This is a genomic window from Enterobacter cloacae complex sp. P24RS (genome assembly GCF_014982165.1).
Classification (GTDB): domain Bacteria; phylum Pseudomonadota; class Gammaproteobacteria; order Enterobacterales; family Enterobacteriaceae; genus Enterobacter; species Enterobacter quasihormaechei.
In genome coordinates, this window is the sequence record NZ_JADCKU010000003.1 from 81,209 (window position 1) to 98,651 (window position 17,443).

15 protein-coding genes are annotated in these 17,443 nt (G+C 59.2%); 7 read left to right on the top strand and 8 right to left on the bottom strand.

Going from position 1 to position 17,443, the window contains the following annotated elements; all coding sequences use genetic code 11:
* Positions 1-91: 91 nt before the first annotated feature.
* Positions 92-1,072, top strand: coding sequence for a tRNA-modifying protein YgfZ (ygfZ, locus tag INF58_RS02985; protein WP_193526968.1), 981 nt, complete (start codon positions 92-94; stop codon positions 1,070-1,072).
* Positions 1,073-1,156: 84 nt separating this feature from the next.
* On the opposite strand, the gene INF58_RS02990 is transcribed toward ygfZ, so the two are convergent.
* A complete protein-coding gene (locus INF58_RS02990) occupies positions 1,157-1,816 on the bottom strand; it encodes a hemolysin III family protein (protein ID WP_047729440.1) in 660 nt (219 codons plus the stop codon).
* Between the two features lie 266 nt (positions 1,817-2,082).
* Between INF58_RS02990 and INF58_RS02995 the strand changes: the two genes are divergently transcribed.
* From INF58_RS02995 to INF58_RS03020, 6 genes are all read left to right on the top strand, one after another.
* Positions 2,083-2,814, top strand: a complete 732-nt coding sequence (locus tag INF58_RS02995; protein ID WP_063451989.1) for a MurR/RpiR family transcriptional regulator — start codon at positions 2,083-2,085, stop codon at positions 2,812-2,814.
* Between the two features lie 116 nt (positions 2,815-2,930).
* Positions 2,931-4,364, top strand: a complete 1,434-nt coding sequence (gene bglA, locus INF58_RS03000; RefSeq protein WP_063867889.1) for a 6-phospho-beta-glucosidase BglA — start codon at positions 2,931-2,933, stop codon at positions 4,362-4,364.
* Between the two features lie 124 nt (positions 4,365-4,488).
* On the top strand, positions 4,489-4,848 hold the full coding sequence (locus INF58_RS03005) for a hypothetical protein (RefSeq protein ID WP_063451991.1): 360 nt from the start codon (positions 4,489-4,491) through the stop codon (positions 4,846-4,848).
* A 48-nt stretch (positions 4,849-4,896) separates the two neighbouring features.
* Positions 4,897-6,906, top strand: a complete 2,010-nt coding sequence (locus tag INF58_RS03010) for a protein-disulfide reductase DsbD (protein ID WP_193526969.1) — start codon at positions 4,897-4,899, stop codon at positions 6,904-6,906.
* Between the two features lies 1 nt (position 6,907).
* Positions 6,908-7,510, top strand: coding sequence for a DsbA family protein (locus INF58_RS03015; RefSeq protein WP_193526970.1), 603 nt, complete (start codon positions 6,908-6,910; stop codon positions 7,508-7,510).
* A complete protein-coding gene (locus INF58_RS03020) occupies positions 7,500-8,000 on the top strand; it encodes a protein disulfide oxidoreductase (RefSeq protein WP_193526971.1) in 501 nt (166 codons plus the stop codon). The genes INF58_RS03015 and INF58_RS03020 overlap by 11 nt, the downstream gene beginning before the upstream one ends.
* Before the next feature lie 2 nt (positions 8,001-8,002).
* Here the strand turns inward: INF58_RS03020 and INF58_RS03025 are convergent, their stop codons facing one another.
* From INF58_RS03025 to pepP, 7 genes are all read right to left on the bottom strand, one after another.
* Positions 8,003-8,746 carry an SDR family oxidoreductase gene (locus INF58_RS03025; RefSeq protein ID WP_063451995.1) on the bottom strand — a complete coding sequence of 248 codons (744 nt, stop codon included), beginning with the start codon at positions 8,744-8,746 and terminating at the stop codon, positions 8,003-8,005.
* A 68-nt stretch (positions 8,747-8,814) separates the two neighbouring features.
* On the bottom strand, positions 8,815-11,688 hold the full coding sequence (gene gcvP / locus INF58_RS03030) for an aminomethyl-transferring glycine dehydrogenase (RefSeq protein WP_193526972.1): 2,874 nt from the start codon (positions 11,686-11,688) through the stop codon (positions 8,815-8,817).
* 125 nt (positions 11,689-11,813) lie between these two features.
* On the bottom strand, positions 11,814-12,203 hold the full coding sequence (gene gcvH, locus INF58_RS03035) for a glycine cleavage system protein GcvH (protein WP_006811885.1): 390 nt from the start codon (positions 12,201-12,203) through the stop codon (positions 11,814-11,816).
* A gap of 23 nt (positions 12,204-12,226) precedes the next feature.
* Positions 12,227-13,321, bottom strand: coding sequence for a glycine cleavage system aminomethyltransferase GcvT (gcvT, locus tag INF58_RS03040; protein ID WP_063867877.1), 1,095 nt, complete (start codon positions 13,319-13,321; stop codon positions 12,227-12,229).
* A 397-nt stretch (positions 13,322-13,718) separates the two neighbouring features.
* On the bottom strand, positions 13,719-14,921 hold the full coding sequence (gene ubiI / locus INF58_RS03045) for an FAD-dependent 2-octaprenylphenol hydroxylase (RefSeq protein ID WP_193526973.1): 1,203 nt from the start codon (positions 14,919-14,921) through the stop codon (positions 13,719-13,721).
* 12 nt (positions 14,922-14,933) lie between these two features.
* Positions 14,934-16,112 carry a 2-octaprenyl-6-methoxyphenyl hydroxylase gene (gene ubiH / locus INF58_RS03050; protein WP_193526974.1) on the bottom strand — a complete coding sequence of 393 codons (1,179 nt, stop codon included), beginning with the start codon at positions 16,110-16,112 and terminating at the stop codon, positions 14,934-14,936.
* Positions 16,109-17,422, bottom strand: coding sequence for a Xaa-Pro aminopeptidase (gene pepP, locus INF58_RS03055; protein WP_131636454.1), 1,314 nt, complete (start codon positions 17,420-17,422; stop codon positions 16,109-16,111). The genes ubiH and pepP overlap by 4 nt, the downstream gene beginning before the upstream one ends.
* Between the last annotated feature and the right edge of the window lie 21 nt (positions 17,423-17,443).

Genomic DNA, 17,443 nt, shown 5'->3' on the forward strand with positions numbered 1-17,443 from the left:
GCACGAATGGCCTGCTGAAAGCGCTTGCAATGAATACAGTCTCTTTTACCATTAGGTATTATCAAAGCGTTAAGCAATTCAGGACATCACTATGGCATTTACACCATTTTCTCCTCGCCAGCCCGCCGCCTCTGCGCGTCTGCCGCTGACGCTGATTACTCTTGATGACTGGGCACTGGCGACACTGACCGGTGCGGACAGCGAAAAATACCTGCAAGGCCAGGTCACAGCGGACGTAGCGCAGTTGACTGAACACCAGCATCTGCTGGTCGCCCATTGCGATCCAAAAGGCAAAATGTGGAGCAACCTGCGTCTGTTCCGCCGTCAGGACGGGTTTGCCTTCATTGAGCGTCGCAGCCTGCGTGACGCCCAGCTCAAAGAGCTGAAAAAATATGCAGTCTTTTCTAAAGTCACTATCGCCCCGGACGATGAACACGTCCTGCTGGGGGTTGCGGGTTTCCAGGCGCGTGCAGCGCTGAAAAACCTGTTTGCCGAGCTACCGGATGCCGAAAAACAGCTGGTCAGCGAGGGAGCCACCTCCATTCTGTGGTTCGAGCACCCGGCGGAGCGCTTCCTGCTGGTAACAGACGTGGCAACGGCGGAACGTGTCACCGAGGCCCTTCGCGGTGAAGCACAGCTCAACAACAGCCAGCAGTGGCTGGCGCTGAACATCGAAGCGGGCCTGCCGGTGATTGACGCGGCAAACAGCGCGCAGTTTATCCCGCAGGCGACCAACATCCAGGCGCTGGGCGGTATCAGCTTTAAGAAAGGCTGCTACACCGGTCAGGAGATGGTGGCGCGGGCGAAATTCCGCGGCGCGAACAAACGTGCCCTGTGGACGCTCGCAGGCCACGCCAGCCGCGTGCCGGAAGCGGGTGAAGATCTCGAGATGAAGATGGGCGAAAACTGGCGTCGTACCGGCACCGTGTTAGCCGCCGTACAGCTCGATGATGGCCGCCTGCTGGTGCAGGTTGTCATGAATAATGATATGGAGCCCGACAGCATATTCCGCGTGCGGGATGATGCGAACACGCTCAGCATTGAGCCGCTGCCGTATTCACTGGAAGAGTGAAGTAATAGCGCCCGGTGGCGCTGCGCTTACCGGGCCTACAGATCCCGTAGGTCGGGTAAGGCGAAGCCGCCACCCGACAACAAACTACACCTGCCCCACATACAAATAAATTGCCAGGAAGTGGCACACGCTGCCGCCCAGCACAAAGCCGTGCCAGATCGCATGGTTGTACGGGATGCGCTTACAAACGTAGAAAATCACGCCCAGCGAGTAGACCACACCGCCCACCGCCAGCAGCGTCACGCCCCCGACCGCAAGCTTAATGGCTAACTGATACACCACAATCAGCGAGAGCCAGCCCATTGTCAGATAGGTGACCAGCGACAGCACTTTGAACCGGTGCGCGATGGTCAGCTTGAACAGGATCCCCAGCAGCGCCAGGCTCCAGATCACAATCATCAGGCCACGCGACAGCGGTGAGTTGAGCCCCACCAGCAAAAACGGCGTGTAGGTGCCTGCAATAAGAAGATAGATAGCGCAGTGGTCAAATTTCTTGAGCCATATCTTCGCCCGCTGGTGCGGAATAGCGTGATACAGCGTTGAGGCCAGAAATAGCAGGATCATACTCCCGCCATAGAGGCTGTAGCTGGTGATGGCCATCGCGCTGGCGTTGGAATCCACCGCCTGCACCAGCAGCAATACTAAACCGACAATCCCAAACACCAGGCCAATGCCATGGCTTATACTGTTGGCTACTTCCTCAGCCAGCGAATATCCCTGTGCGATTAATGGTCTGCTCACCATACTTAACTCCGGGAAAACAAAAGATGATTATTCATCGCCAGTCTATGCTAACTGAGAATGATTCCAGTGAACACCTGTTAGCTAAAATAAATCCACAATAAAGATTTATCCTTACAATTCAATGAAATGAAAAAACAATCCGCCGTACAGATGTAAATAATTTCATTAACACCTGAGTAATCAATGAGATAAAACCGTCTCCCGCCGCCGGGCGACATGGTATGATTCAGGGATAGTGTCCGACAGCGAGTTTAGCCATTGTGAGTATGTTCACCCATTCCGCCATTGCCAGCCTCAACAATCTGGAAATGATGGTCTACAACTACGTCATTAAGAACCGTGACAAAGTGATGTACATGACCATCCGCGAACTGGCGGATGCGGCGGGCGTTTCCACTACCACCATCCTGCGCTTTTGCCGCAAGCTCAACTGCGATGGCTACTCTGAGTTCCGCGTGCGCTTTAAGCTCTACCTGGAGCAGAACGAGCCGCAGCAGGCAAATTTTGGCGCCAGCGAAATTATCAGCTTCTTTAAAAGCGTAAATAACGAAGAGTTCGATACGTTATTAGATGAGGCCGTCGATATTATTTTATCCTCCGAGCGAATTATTTTCGTCGGCGCAGGCACGTCCGGATCGCTGGCAAAATATGGCGCACGTTTCTTTTCAAATATCGGCAAATTCAGCAACCATATTGACGATCCCTATTTCCCGGTCACGAACGATATGGCTAAAAATGCGCTGGCTATTGTGCTCTCCGTCTCCGGCGAAACCGAAGAGATCTTACGCTTTGCCAGCCAGTTCAGCCTGCACCGCTGCAAGGTGCTCTCCATTACCAGCCATGAACACTCTCGTCTCGCGAAGCTGGCAGACTTCAATCTCTCCTGGCACGTTCCGCAAACGCGAATCGGCGGCGTTTACGATATCACCACCCAAATTCCTGTGATCTATATTCTGGAATCATTAGGCCGGAAGCTGGCGAAGAAATTAACAGAATAAAACACCCTGTTTTTTTGATGTGACAAATTACAATTTCCGCAAATTGTTATATCGTGACATTTAATTCCGCTTTGCTAGACTCGAAATCAATAAGTCCTGAATTGAGAATAGCAAAGATGAAAAAACTCACCTTACCGAAAGATTTTTTATGGGGCGGCGCGGTGGCGGCGCACCAGGTTGAAGGCGGCTGGAACAAAGGCGGCAAAGGCCCCAGCATCTGCGACGTCCTCACCGGCGGCGCCCACGGCGTTCCGCGTGAAATCACTCAGGAAGTGATTGAAGGCAAATATTACCCGAACCACGAGGCCGTCGACTTCTACGGCCATTACAAAGAAGACATCAAGCTGTTTGCCGAGATGGGCTTCAAATGCTTCCGTACCTCCATCGCCTGGACACGCATCTTCCCGAAAGGGGATGAAGCTCAGCCAAACGAAGAGGGGCTGAAGTTCTACGACGACATGTTCGACGAGCTGCTGAAGTACAACATCGAGCCGGTGATCACCCTCTCCCACTTTGAAATGCCGCTGCACCTCGTTCAGGAATACGGCGGCTGGACCAACCGTAAAGTGGTGGATTTCTTCGTGCGCTTCTCGGAAGTGGTGTTTGAGCGCTACAAAAATAAGGTCAAATACTGGATGACCTTCAACGAAATCAACAACCAGCGCAACTGGCGCGCGCCGCTGTTCGGCTACTGCTGCTCCGGCGTGGTGTATACCGAGCATGATAACCCCGAAGAGACCATGTACCAGGTGCTGCACCACCAGTTCGTGGCCAGCGCGCTGGCGGTGAAGGCCGCACGCCGCATTAACCCGGAGATGAAGGTCGGCTGCATGCTGGCGATGGTGGCGCTCTATCCTTACTCCTGCAAGCCAGAAGATGTGATGTTCGCCCAGGAATCCATGCGCGAGCGCTACGTCTTTACCGACGTTCAGCTGCGCGGCTACTACCCGTCTTACGTGCTGAACGAGTGGGAGCGCCGTGGCTTCTCCATCAAAATGGAAGCGGGCGACGAGCAAATCCTGCGTGAAGGCACCTGCGACTACTTAGGTTTCAGCTACTACATGACCAACGCGGTCAAAGCGGAAGGCGGCACCGGCGACGCCATTTCCGGCTTCGAGGGCAGCGTGCCGAACCCGCACGTGAAGGCGTCCGACTGGGGCTGGCAGATTGATCCTGTGGGCCTGCGCTATTCGCTGTGCGAGCTGTACGAGCGCTACCAGAAGCCGCTGTTTATCGTAGAAAATGGTTTCGGTGCCTACGACAAAGTGGAAGCAGACGGCAGCATCAACGATGACTACCGCATCGACTACCTGCGCGCCCACGTGGAAGAGATGATGAAGGCCGTGACCTGGGACGGCGTGGATCTGATGGGCTACACCCCGTGGGGCTGCATCGACTGCGTCTCCTTCACCACTGGCCAGTACAGCAAGCGCTACGGCTTTATCTACGTTAACAAGCACGACGACGGCACAGGCGACATGTCCCGCTCCCGCAAAAAGAGCTTCGAGTGGTATAAAACCGTCATTGCCAGCAACGGCGAAACGCTGTAATCGCTCGCCCTCTCTGCAACCGGAGAGGGCAAACCGCTTATCTTCCAGACACTTCTTTACAGCATTTGCGTTGCCAAAAGATGTTCGCCCGATAATATAGGCGTCCTGAATATTAGAGGCGAACATGATTAAGCGACAACGCAACGCTATCCTGCTTGTAGCCCTGGCCTGCCTGGTGGTGCTGATATGCACCGCCCAGCGGATGGCCGGGATGCACGCGCTTGTCATGAACGTCACCGCCGTAAGCCAGTCTGTCCAGCAGGGGCAGGAAAGTTCCGACGCACCGGTCACCCCGTGTGAGCTTAGCGCCAAATCGCTGATGTCGGTCCCGCCGGTGTTGTTTGAAGGCGCCCTGTTTGCCGTTACCCTGCTGCTGGCGTTACTGGCAGCCATTCCGCCGCGCCGCGAGCGGCAGTGGCCTCCCCGCGTTATCTCCCCGCCCCGGTTACGGGTGCATCTGCGATTATGCGTCTTCCGTGAATGAGTCTTCGCCTGTCACTTCAGGTTAATTTATCATTTACGGAGAAAATTTATGTTTACTGTATTCAGGCGACTGCTGGTCTGCCTGCTTTGGCTATGGCTGCCCCTCAGCCAGGCTGCCGACAGCGGCTGGCTGCGCGCCGCCGATAATCAGCACGCCAGCGTCAGGCTGCGTGCGCAACCCGAAAGCACTGGCGAAACCCGCCTGCTGCTGGACGTCGCCCTGCAAAAAGGGTGGAAAACCTACTGGCGCTCGCCGGGCGAAGGCGGCGTCGCACCCGCCATTACCTGGCATCAACCCGTTGAGGCGATCTGGCGCTGGCCTACGCCGCAGCGTTTCGACGTCGCGGGCATCACCACGCAGGGCTATCACGGCGATGTGAGCTTTCCCATCACCCTGCGAGGCGACGTCCCGAAGATCCTGAGCGGCGTGCTGACGCTCTCCACCTGTAGCAACGTCTGTATTCTTACTGACTACCCGTTTTCGCTGAACATGACCGCATCCGCAGGCGCCGGTTTTGATTACGATTTCAGTCGGGCCATGGGCACTCTTCCGCTCAGCGGCGGGTTGACCTCAACGCTTAACGCCACCTACGCCCCCGGCAAGCTGACCGTAACGGCGCAGCGTGAGGCTGGCTGGCAGGCGCCGTCGCTGTTTATCGACGGCATGGACGACGTGGATTTCGGCAAACCGACCCTCGCCGTACGCGGTGATTCGCTGGTGGCCACCGTGCCCGTGACGGACAGCTGGGGCGAGGCCGCGCCCAGCCTCAGCGGGAAAACCCTGTCGCTGGTGCTCGCCGACAGCGGCCAGGCGCAGGAGTCCCGCGTGGAGATCCAGCCGGGCAGCGCCGCCCCCGCGTTCTCGTTAGGCTGGGTGCTGCTGATGGCGCTGGCTGGTGGCCTGATCCTCAACGTTATGCCCTGCGTGCTACCGGTGCTGGCCATGAAGCTGGGTACGCTGATGCAAACCGAACGGCAGGCGCGCGGTCAGGTGCGCAGGCAGTTTCTTGCTTCGGTGTCCGGGATCGTGATGTCGTTCCTCGCGCTGGCGCTGATGATGACGGTTTTACGCTTAGGCAATCAGGCGCTTGGCTGGGGGATCCAGTTCCAGAATCCGTGGTTTATTGGCGCGATGGCGCTGGTGATGGTGCTTTTCAGCGCCAGCCTGCTGGGGCTGTTTGAAATCCGCCTCCCTTCCGGAGCCAGCACGTTCCTCGCCACGCGCGGAGGAAACGGCCTGGCAGGCCATTTCTGGCAGGGCGCGTTTGCGACGCTGCTGGCAACGCCCTGCACCGCGCCGTTCCTGGGCACTGCGGTATCGGTCGCGCTGGCGTCGCCGCTTCCTCTGCTGTGGGGGATCTTCCTGGCAATGGGCATCGGCATGAGCCTGCCGTGGCTGCTGGTGGCGGCCTGGCCGGGGCTGGCACAGCGGTTGCCGCGCCCGGGACGCTGGATGAACGTCGTGCGCGTCGTGCTGGGAATGATGATGCTCGGCTCATCGCTGTGGCTGCTGAGCCTGCTGACGGTGCATATCGGCATCCTGCCCGTTATCACGCTGGGTGTGCTCCTCATCCTTGCGCTGCTGCTGGTCACCGCCTGGCGCTATCGCTGGCAAACGGCCCTGCGCGCCGGAGCGTTTGCCATCGTCGTGGCCGGGGCGGTTGCGTTTGTTTCCGGCTCCGGCAGCGAGGGGGCCCGACGCGATCGCATTCACTGGCAGCCGCTCAGCGAGCAGGCCATCACCCAGGCGCTGGCAGAGAACAAACGGGTGTTCGTCGACGTGACCGCTGACTGGTGCGTGACCTGTAAAGCCAATAAATACAACGTGCTGCTGCGCGACGACGTACAGGATGCGCTCTCCGCCCCGGACGTCATTGCCCTGCGCGGCGACTGGAGCCGCCCCTCCGATACCATCAGCCAGTTCTTAACCACGCGCGGCAGCGCCGCCGTACCGTTTAACCAGATTTACGGACCAGGGTTACCGCAGGGCCACGTGCTGCCCCCGCTGTTAAGCCGTGAAGCGGTGCTGAGCACCCTGTCCGATGCGAAAGGAAAATAATATGCGCTCGTTTATCGCCTTACTGTTGCTCTCTTTATCGGCGTTCAGTTTTGCCGCGCCGACAGAGGACGCTTCCGATGACCAGCTGGCGGCGCTGCTGTTCAACGATCCGGCCAGCCCGCGCACCGGCGCGACGTCGCCGAAGCTCACCATCGTCTCCTTCACGGATTACAACTGCCCTTACTGCAAGCAGTTCGACCCGATGCTGGAGAAAATCGTACGAGATAATCCCGACGTGCAGCTCATCGTTAAACTGCTGCCGTTTAAGGGGCAAAGCTCGGTGAATGCCGCTAAGGCGGCGCTCTCGACGTGGCAGCAGACGCCGGACAAATTCTGGGCGCTCCACCAGCGGCTGATGATGAAAAAAGGCTATCACGATGACGCCAGCATCGCCGCCGCGCGGGCCAAAACCGGAACGGACGGCATTAAAACGGATGATAAAACCATGGACAGCCTAAAGATGAACCTGATCCTGGCGCAGGTACTGAATATTCAGGGTACGCCGGCAACCATCATCGGTGACCAGATGGTCGCGGGCGCCATTCCTTATGACGATCTGGAGGGGCTGGTCAAAGAACAGCTGGCAAACGCCCGTGGCAGGTAAGCTTCCGCGCCTGCTGCGCGAGCTGGCCGTGTGGCTGCTGATTGGCGTAGCCGTGAGCCTGGCGGTGGACTTTTTCCGCCAGCCCGCGCTGCCGCAGAACTTCGCATCCACCACGCTGCAAACCCTCGACGGCGAGACCGTCGATCTTATCGCCATGAGTGAGGAGCGTCCGCTGCTGGTCTACGTCTGGGCGACGTGGTGCGGCGTCTGCCGCTACACCACGCCGTCGGTAGCGGCGCTGGCCGCGGACGGGGGTAACGTGATGTCGGTTGCGCTGCGCTCAGGCGATAACGCGACGCTCGAAACATGGATGAGGAAGAAGAAGGCTGCGATGCCCACGGTCAACGACGCCAGCGGAGAGCTGGCGCGTCAGTGGGACGTTCAGGTGACGCCCACACTGGTGGTGATCTCTCACGGTGAAGTGACGTCGATCACCACCGGCTGGACCAGCAGCTGGGGGATGCGCCTGCGGCTGTGGCTGGCGTCGTAGCGTTACTTCCCGCCGGCCAGCTCCAGGAAGCTGCCGGTGACATAGGAGGCCTTGTCGCTCAGCAGCCAGGCAATGGCCTGGGCGACCTCCTCCGGCTGTCCGCCACGCTGCATGGGTAACAGAGACTTCACCCGATCCACACGCCCCGGCTCGCCGCCGGAGGCGTGAATATCGGTATAAATCAGGCCAGGCCGCACGCAGTTCACGCGAATGCCCTGCGCCGCGACCTCCAGCGCGAGGCCGGTCGTCAGGGAATCCACCGCCCCTTTAGAGGCGGCATAATCCACATATTCCCCGGGCGCGCCCAGGCGTGACGCCGCCGAAGAGACGTTCACAATCGCGCCGCCCTTGCCGCCGTGTTTATGCGACATACGCTTTACCGCCTCACGGCAGCAGAGAAAATAGCCGGTGACGTTGGTGGCCAGCACGCGGTTAATACGCTCAGCGGAGAGGTTTTCGAGGGTGGATTGTTCAAACAGAATTCCGGCGTTGTTCACCAGCGCGGCGAGCGGCTCACCTTCGCGATCGATGCTGTCGAACATCGCCATCACCTGCGCTTCATCGCTGATATCCGCGCGCACGGCAAAGGCCTGACCGCCCGCGTCCACGATCTGATTAATAACGTCCGTCGCAGCGGTGATGTTGTGATGAAAATTAACCGCTACGGTGTAGCCTTCGCTTGCCAGCTGTAGCGCGGTGGCTTTACCAATGCCGCGGCTGGCGCCGGTGACCAGTGCAATTGCCATTCACAACCTCCAGATAAAAAAAAGCCGGGTGGCGCTTACGCTTACCCGGCCTACAGTATGGCAAATAATTACTGGTATTCGCTCATCGGTACGCAGGAGCAGAACAGGTTACGGTCGCCGTAGACGTCATCAAGACGCTTCACGGTCGGCCAGTATTTGTTTGCCACGCCCGCCGGGAAGACGGCCAGCTCGCGGGTGTAACCGTGATTCCACTCTGCCACCAGTTCGTTCTGGGTATGCGGCGCGTTAACCAGCGGGTTATCTTCCAGCGTCCACTCACCGCCCTTCACGCGGTCGATTTCACTACGAATGGCCAGCATCGCGTCGATAAAGCGGTCCAGCTCCACCTTGCTTTCAGACTCGGTCGGCTCAACCATCAGCGTACCCGCCACCGGGAAGGACATGGTTGGTGCGTGGAAACCGTAGTCGATCAGGCGCTTGGCAATATCCAGCTCGCTGATGCCCGTCTCGTCCTTCAGAGGACGAATATCGAGGATGCATTCGTGCGCCACGCGACCGTCGCGGCCGGTGTAGAGCACCGGATAGGCGTCCTTCAGGCGCGTTGCGATGTAGTTGGCGTTCAGGATCGCCACCTGGCTGGCCTGCTTCAACCCTTCCGCGCCCATCATGCGGATGTACATCCAGCTGATAGGCAGGATAGAGGCGCTGCCGAACGGGGCCGCAGAGACCGCGCCCTGACGGGTCAGCATGCCTTCAATCTGCACCACGCTGTGCCCCGGCACAAACGGCGCCAGGTGCGCTTTGACGCCAATTGGCCCCATGCCTGGGCCGCCGCCGCCGTGTGGAATGCAGAACGTTTTGTGCAGGTTCAGGTGCGACACGTCCGCGCCAATGAAGCCCGGAGAGGTGATGCCCACCTGGGCGTTCATGTTCGCGCCGTCGAGGTAAACCTGACCGCCGAACTGATGCACCACTTCACACACTTCACGGATGGTCTCTTCGTACACGCCGTGGGTAGACGGGTAGGTCACCATGATGCACGAAAGTTTGTCGCCCGCCTGCCCGGCTTTCGCACGCAGGTCGGCCAGATCGATGTTGCCGTTTTTGTCGCATGCCACGACCACCACTTCCATCCCTGCCATCTGTGCTGAGGCCGGGTTGGTGCCGTGGGCAGAGCTTGGGATCAGGCAGATATCACGGTGGCCTTCATTGCGGCTTTCGTGATAGTGACGGATCGCCAGCAGACCGGCGTATTCACCCTGCGCGCCAGAGTTCGGCTGCATGCAGAGCGCGTCGTACCCGGTCAGCTTCACCAGCCAGTCGGAAAGCTGGTTGATCATCATGTGATAACCTTCCGCCTGCTCGGCCGGGCAGAACGGGTGCAGCTCGGAGAACTCAGGCCAGGTAATCGGGATCATCTCTGCCGCAGCGTTCAGCTTCATGGTGCAGGAGCCCAGCGGGATCATCGCCTGGTTCAGCGCCAGATCCTTGCGCTCCAGAGAGTGCATGTAGCGCATCATCTCGGTTTCGCTGTGGTAGCGGTTGAACACCGGGTGAGTCAGGATCGCGTCGTCGCGCAGCATGCTTTCCTGAATGGAGCGGCTGTCGAGCGCGACCTCTTTGTCGAGCGTATCAACGTCAAGACCGTGTGCGTCGCCCAGCAGCACGTCAAACAGCGTTGCGATATCGTCACGCGTCGTCGATTCATCCAGGGTGATCCCTACCGCGTGATGAATGTCGCTGCGCAGGTTGATTTGCGCGGCCTCGGCGCGGGCCAGCACGGCGGCCTTGTCTGCCACGTCGACGCACAGGGTGTCGAAGTAGTGCTCATGACGCAGCCTGAGGCCTTTCTGTTGCAGGCCGCAGGCCAGAATGTCGGCCAGACGGTGGATGCGGCTGGCAATACGTTTCAGCCCAGCCGGACCATGGAACACCGCGTACAGGCTGGCAATGTTTGCCAGCAGCACCTGAGAGGTACAGATGTTGGAGTTCGCTTTCTCGCGGCGGATATGCTGCTCGCGGGTCTGCATCGCCATGCGCAGCGCGGTGTTACCGGCGGCATCTTTCGATACGCCGATAATACGGCCCGGCATGGAGCGTTTAAATTCATCTTTTGCGCCAAAGAATGCAGCGTGCGGGCCGCCGTAGCCCATCGGCACGCCGAAGCGTTGCGCTGAGCCAAAGACAATGTCCGCGCCCTGTTTGCCCGGTGCGGTCAGCAGCACCAGCGCCATAAAATCAGCGGCGACGCTCACAATCACCTTACGGGATTTGAGCTCAGCAATCAGCGCGCTGTAATCATGCACTTCCCCGGTGGTGCCCACCTGCTGTAACAGCACGCCGAAGACGTCCTGGTGATCCAGCACTTTGTCAGCGTCGTCGACAATCACCTCAAAGCCGAAGGTTTCCGCACGGGTGCGCACCACGTCCAGCGTCTGGGGATGCACATCTGCCGCTACGAAGAAGCGGTTGGCGTTTTTCAGCTTGCTCACGCGCTTCGCCATCGCCATCGCTTCGGCGGCGGCAGTGGCTTCATCCAGCAGAGAGGCGGAAGCGATATCCATGCCGGTCAGATCCAGGGTCACCTGCTGGAAGTTCAGCAGCGCTTCCAGACGGCCCTGGGAGACTTCTGGCTGATAGGGGGTATAAGCGGTGTACCAGCCCGGGTTTTCCAGCATGTTGCGCAGGATAACCGGCGGTAACTGCACGTTGGTGTAGCCCATGCCGATGTAAGACTTATAGCGCTTGTTGAGGCCGGCGATAGCCTTCAGCTCCGCCAGCGCGGCGAACTCCGTTGTGGACTCGCCAACCTGCGGCGGCGTGGCAAGCTGGATGTCTTTTGGCACGATCTGGCCGATCAGTGCGTTTAATGAATCCGCGCCAACTGTCTTCAGCATCTCCTGCTGTTGCTGAGCATCCGGCCCAATGTGACGTTCAATGAAGGCGCCACGGTTTTCAAGCTGGCTTAAAGTCTGTGTCATGAGCGATGGTTCCTGAAACGTGCAGTGAATCGTAGTTATCTGTAACGCTGTTGCCCGGTGGCGCTAACGCTTACCGGGCCTACGCAGATCGGTAGGCCGGATGCGCAGCGCCATCCGGCACAACGTTATTCGTCTTCCAGTAATGCTTCGTACGCGGTCGCATCCAGCAGCGCGGCAACCTGCGCTTCGTCGCTGGCTTTGATCTTGAAGATCCAGCCGCCTTCATACGGCTCGCTGTTGACCAGCTCCGGGGAGTCGCTCAGCGCGTCGTTCACGGCAACAATTTCACCGCTCACAGGCGCGTAAATGTCAGAAGCCGCTTTGACGGATTCCGCCACCGCACAGTCGTCGCCTGCGCTCACGGTTGCGCCCACTTCCGGCAGGTCAACAAACACCATGTCGCCCAGCAGCTCCTGCGCGTGCTCGGTGATCCCAACGGTGTAAGTGCCGTCCGCCTCTTTGCGCAGCCACTCGTGTTCTTTGCTGTATTTCAGTTCTGCTGGCACATTGCTCATTGAAGTTCTCCTGATAAAAATAGTTAGGCGACCGGCTTACCGGCGCGAACAAAAATCGGTTTGGTCACGTTGACCGGCATTTCGCGGTTGCGGATCTGCACCACCGCCGTTTCGCCAATGCCCGCCGGCACGCGCGCCAGGGCAATACTGTAGCCGAGCGTCGGGGAGAAGGTTCCGCTGGTGATCACGCCTTCGCGATGATTGCCGTCAGCATCGGTGAAGCGCACCGGCAGCTCGCCGCGCAGCACGCCTTTTTCCTTCATCACCAGACCAACCAGCTGTTCGGTGCCCTTCTCGCGCTGCATCTCCAGCGCTTCACGACCAATAAATTCACGGTCGGCCGGTTCCCACGCGATGGTCCAGCCCATGTTGGCCGCCAGCGGAGAGACGCCTTCGTCCATCTCTTGGCCGTAGAGGTTCATGCCCGCTTCCAGACGCAGCGTATCGCGCGCGCCCAGACCCGCAGGCTTCACGCCCGCCTCAACCAGGGCACGCCAGAAATCGGCGGCTTTCTCGTTCGGCATGGCAATTTCATAGCCCGCTTCACCGGTGTAGCCGGTGGTGGCGATAAACAGATCCCCCGCCTGCACGCCGAAGAACGGCTTCATCCCTTCGGTGGCGTTGCGCTGCTCGTCGCTGAACAGAGACGCGGCTTTCGCCTGGGCATTGGGTCCCTGCACGGCAATCAGCGACAGATCGTCACGAACGGTGATATCGATGGCGTAAGGTTCAGCGTGTTGGGAAATCCAGGAGAGGTCTTTTTCGCGGGTGGCGGAGTTTACAACGAGGCGGAAGAAATCTTCGGTGAAGTAGTAGACGATGAGGTCGTCAATCACGCCGCCCGAGGCATTGAGCATGCCGGTATAAAGCGCTTTGCCCGGCGTCTTCAGTTTGGCGACGTCGTTTGCCAGCAGATAACGCAAAAACTCCCGGGTGCGGCTTCCGCGCAGGTCGACAATCGTCATGTGTGACACGTCGAACATACCGGCATCGGTGCGCACCGCGTGGTGCTCATCAATTTGCGAGCCGTAGTGCAGCGGCATCATCCAGCCGTGGAAGTCCACCATGCGGGCGCCGCATAACACGTGCTGTTCGTACAAAGGAGTCTGTTGAGCCATCTTTTCCTCGTTGAAAAATTCACCGTGAAACCCGGTGTCGGCCTCGCAATCGGTAGCCGACGCAAACGTTCTCTTTTACCTGAACTTACCACCGAAACCGGCGGTTAACCATAAGGTAAAGCGGGTCATCACATTAGCTTATGGCTTAAAAACGCAGGAAAGCGTACAGAGTATTTGACTGGGAAAATGCGATTAAACCCGCATAATATTAACAATGATCTAACAGGATTTAGCGGATGATGATATTTCGTGCGGAAAAACGGGCCGAATTTCCGTAACATAAAAATTGTAAGATTAGATTTTCTAATGCGAAAAATGGCGTGAAATTAGATTATTTCAAACGAGGAATTTTCCCCGGCGCAGAGGCCGGGAAAATAAAGTGTGACGGGGATCGAGATTAACGTAACCAGTCGGGCAGATCGTTGAGGCCCATTGCCTGACGGAGAAGCTGAGGCTTCACGCCGGGAAGGGTATCGGCAAGCTTGAGACCGATATCGCGCAGCAGTTTTTTCGCCGGGTTCGCCCCGGCAAACAGCTCGCGGAAGCCCTGCATGCCTGCCAGCATCATCGCCGCGCTGTGTTTGCGGCTGCGCTCGTAGCGACGCAGATACAGATGCTGACCAATGTCTTTGCCTTCACGATGCAGACGACGCAGCTCTTCAACCAGCTCAGCCGCGTCCATAAAGCCGAGGTTAACCCCCTGCCCGGCCAGCGGATGAATGGTATGCGCCGCATCCCCCACCAGCGCCAGACGGTGCGCCGCAAACTGCCGCGCGTAGCGGCCCGTTAACGGAAACGCCCGGCGCTCGCTTTCAAGCGTGCACAGGCCCAGACGGTTATCAAACGCCACGCACAGTGCCTGACTGAAGGCGTCCGGCGTCGCCTCCTGCATCTGCTGCGCTTTTTCCGGCTCTAAGGACCAGACGATGGAGCACAGATGCGGATCGGCAAGCGGCAGGAAGGCCAGAATGCCGTCGTTGTGGAAAATCTGGCGTGCGACGCCGCCGTGCGGCTCTTCGGTGCGGATTGTGGCAACCAGGGCGTGATGACGGTAATCCCAGAAGGTCAGCGGAATATCCGCTTTGTTACGCAGCCAGGAATTCGCGCCGTCGGCACCCACCACCAGACGCGCGGTCAGCATGTCGCCGCTTTCAAGGGTGATAAACGCGTCGTTCTCGCCCCACGCCACCTGCTGAAGTTTCGCCGGCGCGATGAGGGTGACGTCGCTGCACTGCTGTGCTTTCTGCCACAGCGCGTAATGGATCACCGCGTTTTCAACGATGTGTCCAAGGTGGCTGTAGCCCATGCTTTCATCGTCAAAGGCGATATGGCCAAAGCTGTCTTTATCCCACACCTCCATTCCGTGGTAGCAGCTTGCGCGCTGCGCCACGATCTCTGACCAGACGCCGAGGTGCGTCAGTAATTTTTCGCTGGCTGCGTTGATAGCTGAGACGCGCAGCTCCGGCGGGGCATCCTGCGCCACGGGCTGCGGCGCGTTTTGCTCAAGCACGGCCACGCGCAGGCCGCTGCCCTGTAAACCACAGGCCAGCGCCAGTCCTACCATTCCGCCGCCGACAATGGCGACATCAACATTTTGCACGGTGATTACTCCTTAACGCGCGACCCAACCCAGGGTCCGCTGCGCCAGCACGTCACGTGCCGGAATGAACAGTTCCATCGCCATCAGCCCGAGGTTGCGACCCGCAACCAGCGGCGTCCAGCGATTGGCAAACAGGTGGACTAAACCGTCGGTAACGCCAATGGTCGCCGCCTTGTCCGCCTGACGTCGTTTCTGATAATGGCTCAGCACTGAGTATGCGCCACAATCCTGTTGTTCGCTCCACGTCCGGGCCAGGAGCTCGGCCAGACTCATCACGTCGCGCAGGCCAAGGTTGAAGCCTTGCCCGGCGATGGGGTGCAGCGTCTGCGCGGCGTTACCGACCAGCGCGACGCGGTGGGAAACCGTCTGCGATGCGGTCGTCAGCGAGAGCGGATAGGCCACGCGCTTACCGGCGTGGGTGATACGTCCAAGCCGCCAGCCGAAAGCCTTTTGCAGCTCGGAACAAAAACGTTCATCGGACCAGGAGAGCACCTCGTCGGCGCGATCCTGCGCATGGCACCACACCAGCGAGCAGCGCCCGTTCGACATCGGCAGCATGGCCAGTGGACCGTGCTCGGTGAAGCGCTCAAAGGCCCTGCCGTTATGCGCGCCTGCCGTGGAAACGTTAGCGATAACCGCCACCTGACCATAGGGTTGAGCGCGCCACTCTACGCCGCACTGCGTGGCGATCGACGAGCGTGAACCATCCGCCGCCACCAGCAGCTGCCCCTCCAGCGTGGTGCCATTGTCCAGCGTCACGCTGACGGCCTCGTCGCTGCGGCTAAAGCTGGCGACGCGCGCCGGACAGTGCAGCGTGACGCCAGGGGCATCCTGTAACAGACGGAACAGCCGCAGCCCCACGTCATGCAGTTCAACGACCTGCCCCAGCGCCTCAATTCGGTAATCGTGGGCATCCAGCGTCACAAACCCGGCGTGCCCGCGATCGCTGACGTGAACGGTGCCGATGGCCGTCGCGCAGTCCGCTATCGCCTGCCAGATGCCAATGCGCGCAAGCTGCTGGCAGGTTCCCTGGGCCAGCGCGATGGCGCGGGCGTCGAAGCCGGGATGATCGGCCGCCTGCGGCGCAACCGCCTCAACAAGATGCACCGGAAGCTGGCCTTTGGTTAACTGCGAAATGGCCAGCGCCAGGGTAGCGCCGGTCATGCCTCCGCCAACGATGATCACGCTCATACGCGTGCCGCCGCCATCAGCGCCTCGATATCGTCGGCGTTTTTCACCACGGTCGCGGTCAGGTTTTCGTTGCCGGTTTCGGTGATGACGATGTCGTCTTCAATACGAATGCCGATCCCGCGGTACTGGTCCGGCACGTCCGCATCCGGCGCGATGTACAGCCCCGGCTCAACGGTCAGCACCATGCCAGGCTCCAGCACGCGCGAACGATCCGTACCGTATGCGCCCACGTCGTGTACGTCGAGCCCCAGCCAGTGGCTCAGGCCGTGCATAAAGTACGGGCGATGGGCGTTTTCAGCGATTAACGTGTCCACTTCGCCTTTCAGGATACCAAGCTTAACCAGCCCGCTAATCATGATGCGCACCACCTCGCCCGTCACGTCCTGGATAGAGGTGCCCGGACGGAACAGCGTCAGCGCGGTTTCAAGCGACTCCAGCACAATGTCATAGATTTCACGCTGCGCGGGCGTGAATTTGCCGTTCACCGGGAAGGTGCGCGTGATGTCGCCCGCATACCCCTGATATTCACAGCCGGCGTCAATCAGCACCAGATCGCCATCGCGCAGCTCACTTTCGTTTTCGGTGTAGTGCAGAATGCAGCCGTTTTCCCCGCCGCCAACGATGGTGTTGTAGGACGGGAAGCGCGCGCCGTGGCGGTTAAATTCATGGTGAATTTCGCCTTCCAGCTGGTACTCGAACATACCGGGACGGCACTTTTCCATGGCGCGAGTATGTGCCAGGGCGCTAATTTCTCCCGCGCGGCGCATTACGTTGAGTTCTTCTTCTGACTTGAACAGACGCATCTCGTGCACCACCGGACGCCAGTCCGTCAGCGTAGCGGGCGCGGAGAGGTTCTGCCTGGAGCCTTTGCGCAGCTTGTCCAGCGCGGTAAACACAATCTCATCCGCATAGGCGTATTCGCCCTGTGCGTGGTAGAGCACGTCGAGACCGTTAAGCAGTTGGTAAAGCTGCTGGTTGATTTCGCTGAAGGCCAGCGCGCGGTCTACGCCCAGCTTTTCCGGCGCTGCCTCTTGCCCCAGACGGCGGCCAAACCAGATTTCCGCGGTTAAATCGCGTACGCGGTTGAAGATCACGCTGTGGTTGTGGGTGTCATCGCTTTTAATCAGCACCAGCACCGCTTCCGGCTCGTTGAAGCCGGTGAAGTACCAGAAATCGCTGCTCTGTCGATAGGGGTATTCGCTGTCGGCGCTGCGCGTCACTTCCGGCGCGGCAAAAATCAGGGCAGCGCTTCCCGGCTGCATTTTTGCCAGCAGCGCCTGACGACGGCGAGAATACTCTTGATTCGAGATAACCATGACACCCTCCTGTGC

What these genes read in the sequence shown, in the direction of transcription:
- ygfZ (WP_193526968.1), top strand. Translation starts at nt 92, where the DNA reads ATGGCATTTACACCATTTTCTCCTCGCCAGCCCGCCGCCTCTGCGCGT.
- INF58_RS02990 (WP_047729440.1), bottom strand. Translation starts at nt 1,816, where the DNA reads ATGGTGAGCAGACCATTAATCGCACAGGGATATTCGCTGGCTGAGGAA.
- INF58_RS02995 (WP_063451989.1), top strand. Translation starts at nt 2,083, where the DNA reads ATGTTCACCCATTCCGCCATTGCCAGCCTCAACAATCTGGAAATGATG.
- bglA (WP_063867889.1), top strand. Translation starts at nt 2,931, where the DNA reads ATGAAAAAACTCACCTTACCGAAAGATTTTTTATGGGGCGGCGCGGTG.
- INF58_RS03005 (WP_063451991.1), top strand. Translation starts at nt 4,489, where the DNA reads ATGATTAAGCGACAACGCAACGCTATCCTGCTTGTAGCCCTGGCCTGC.
- INF58_RS03010 (WP_193526969.1), top strand. Translation starts at nt 4,897, where the DNA reads ATGTTTACTGTATTCAGGCGACTGCTGGTCTGCCTGCTTTGGCTATGG.
- INF58_RS03015 (WP_193526970.1), top strand. Translation starts at nt 6,908, where the DNA reads ATGCGCTCGTTTATCGCCTTACTGTTGCTCTCTTTATCGGCGTTCAGT.
- INF58_RS03025 (WP_063451995.1), bottom strand. Translation starts at nt 8,746, where the DNA reads ATGGCAATTGCACTGGTCACCGGCGCCAGCCGCGGCATTGGTAAAGCC.
- gcvP (WP_193526972.1), bottom strand. Translation starts at nt 11,688, where the DNA reads ATGACACAGACTTTAAGCCAGCTTGAAAACCGTGGCGCCTTCATTGAA.
- gcvH (WP_006811885.1), bottom strand. Translation starts at nt 12,203, where the DNA reads ATGAGCAATGTGCCAGCAGAACTGAAATACAGCAAAGAACACGAGTGG.
- gcvT (WP_063867877.1), bottom strand. Translation starts at nt 13,321, where the DNA reads ATGGCTCAACAGACTCCTTTGTACGAACAGCACGTGTTATGCGGCGCC.
- ubiH (WP_193526974.1), bottom strand. Translation starts at nt 16,112, where the DNA reads ATGAGCGTGATCATCGTTGGCGGAGGCATGACCGGCGCTACCCTGGCG.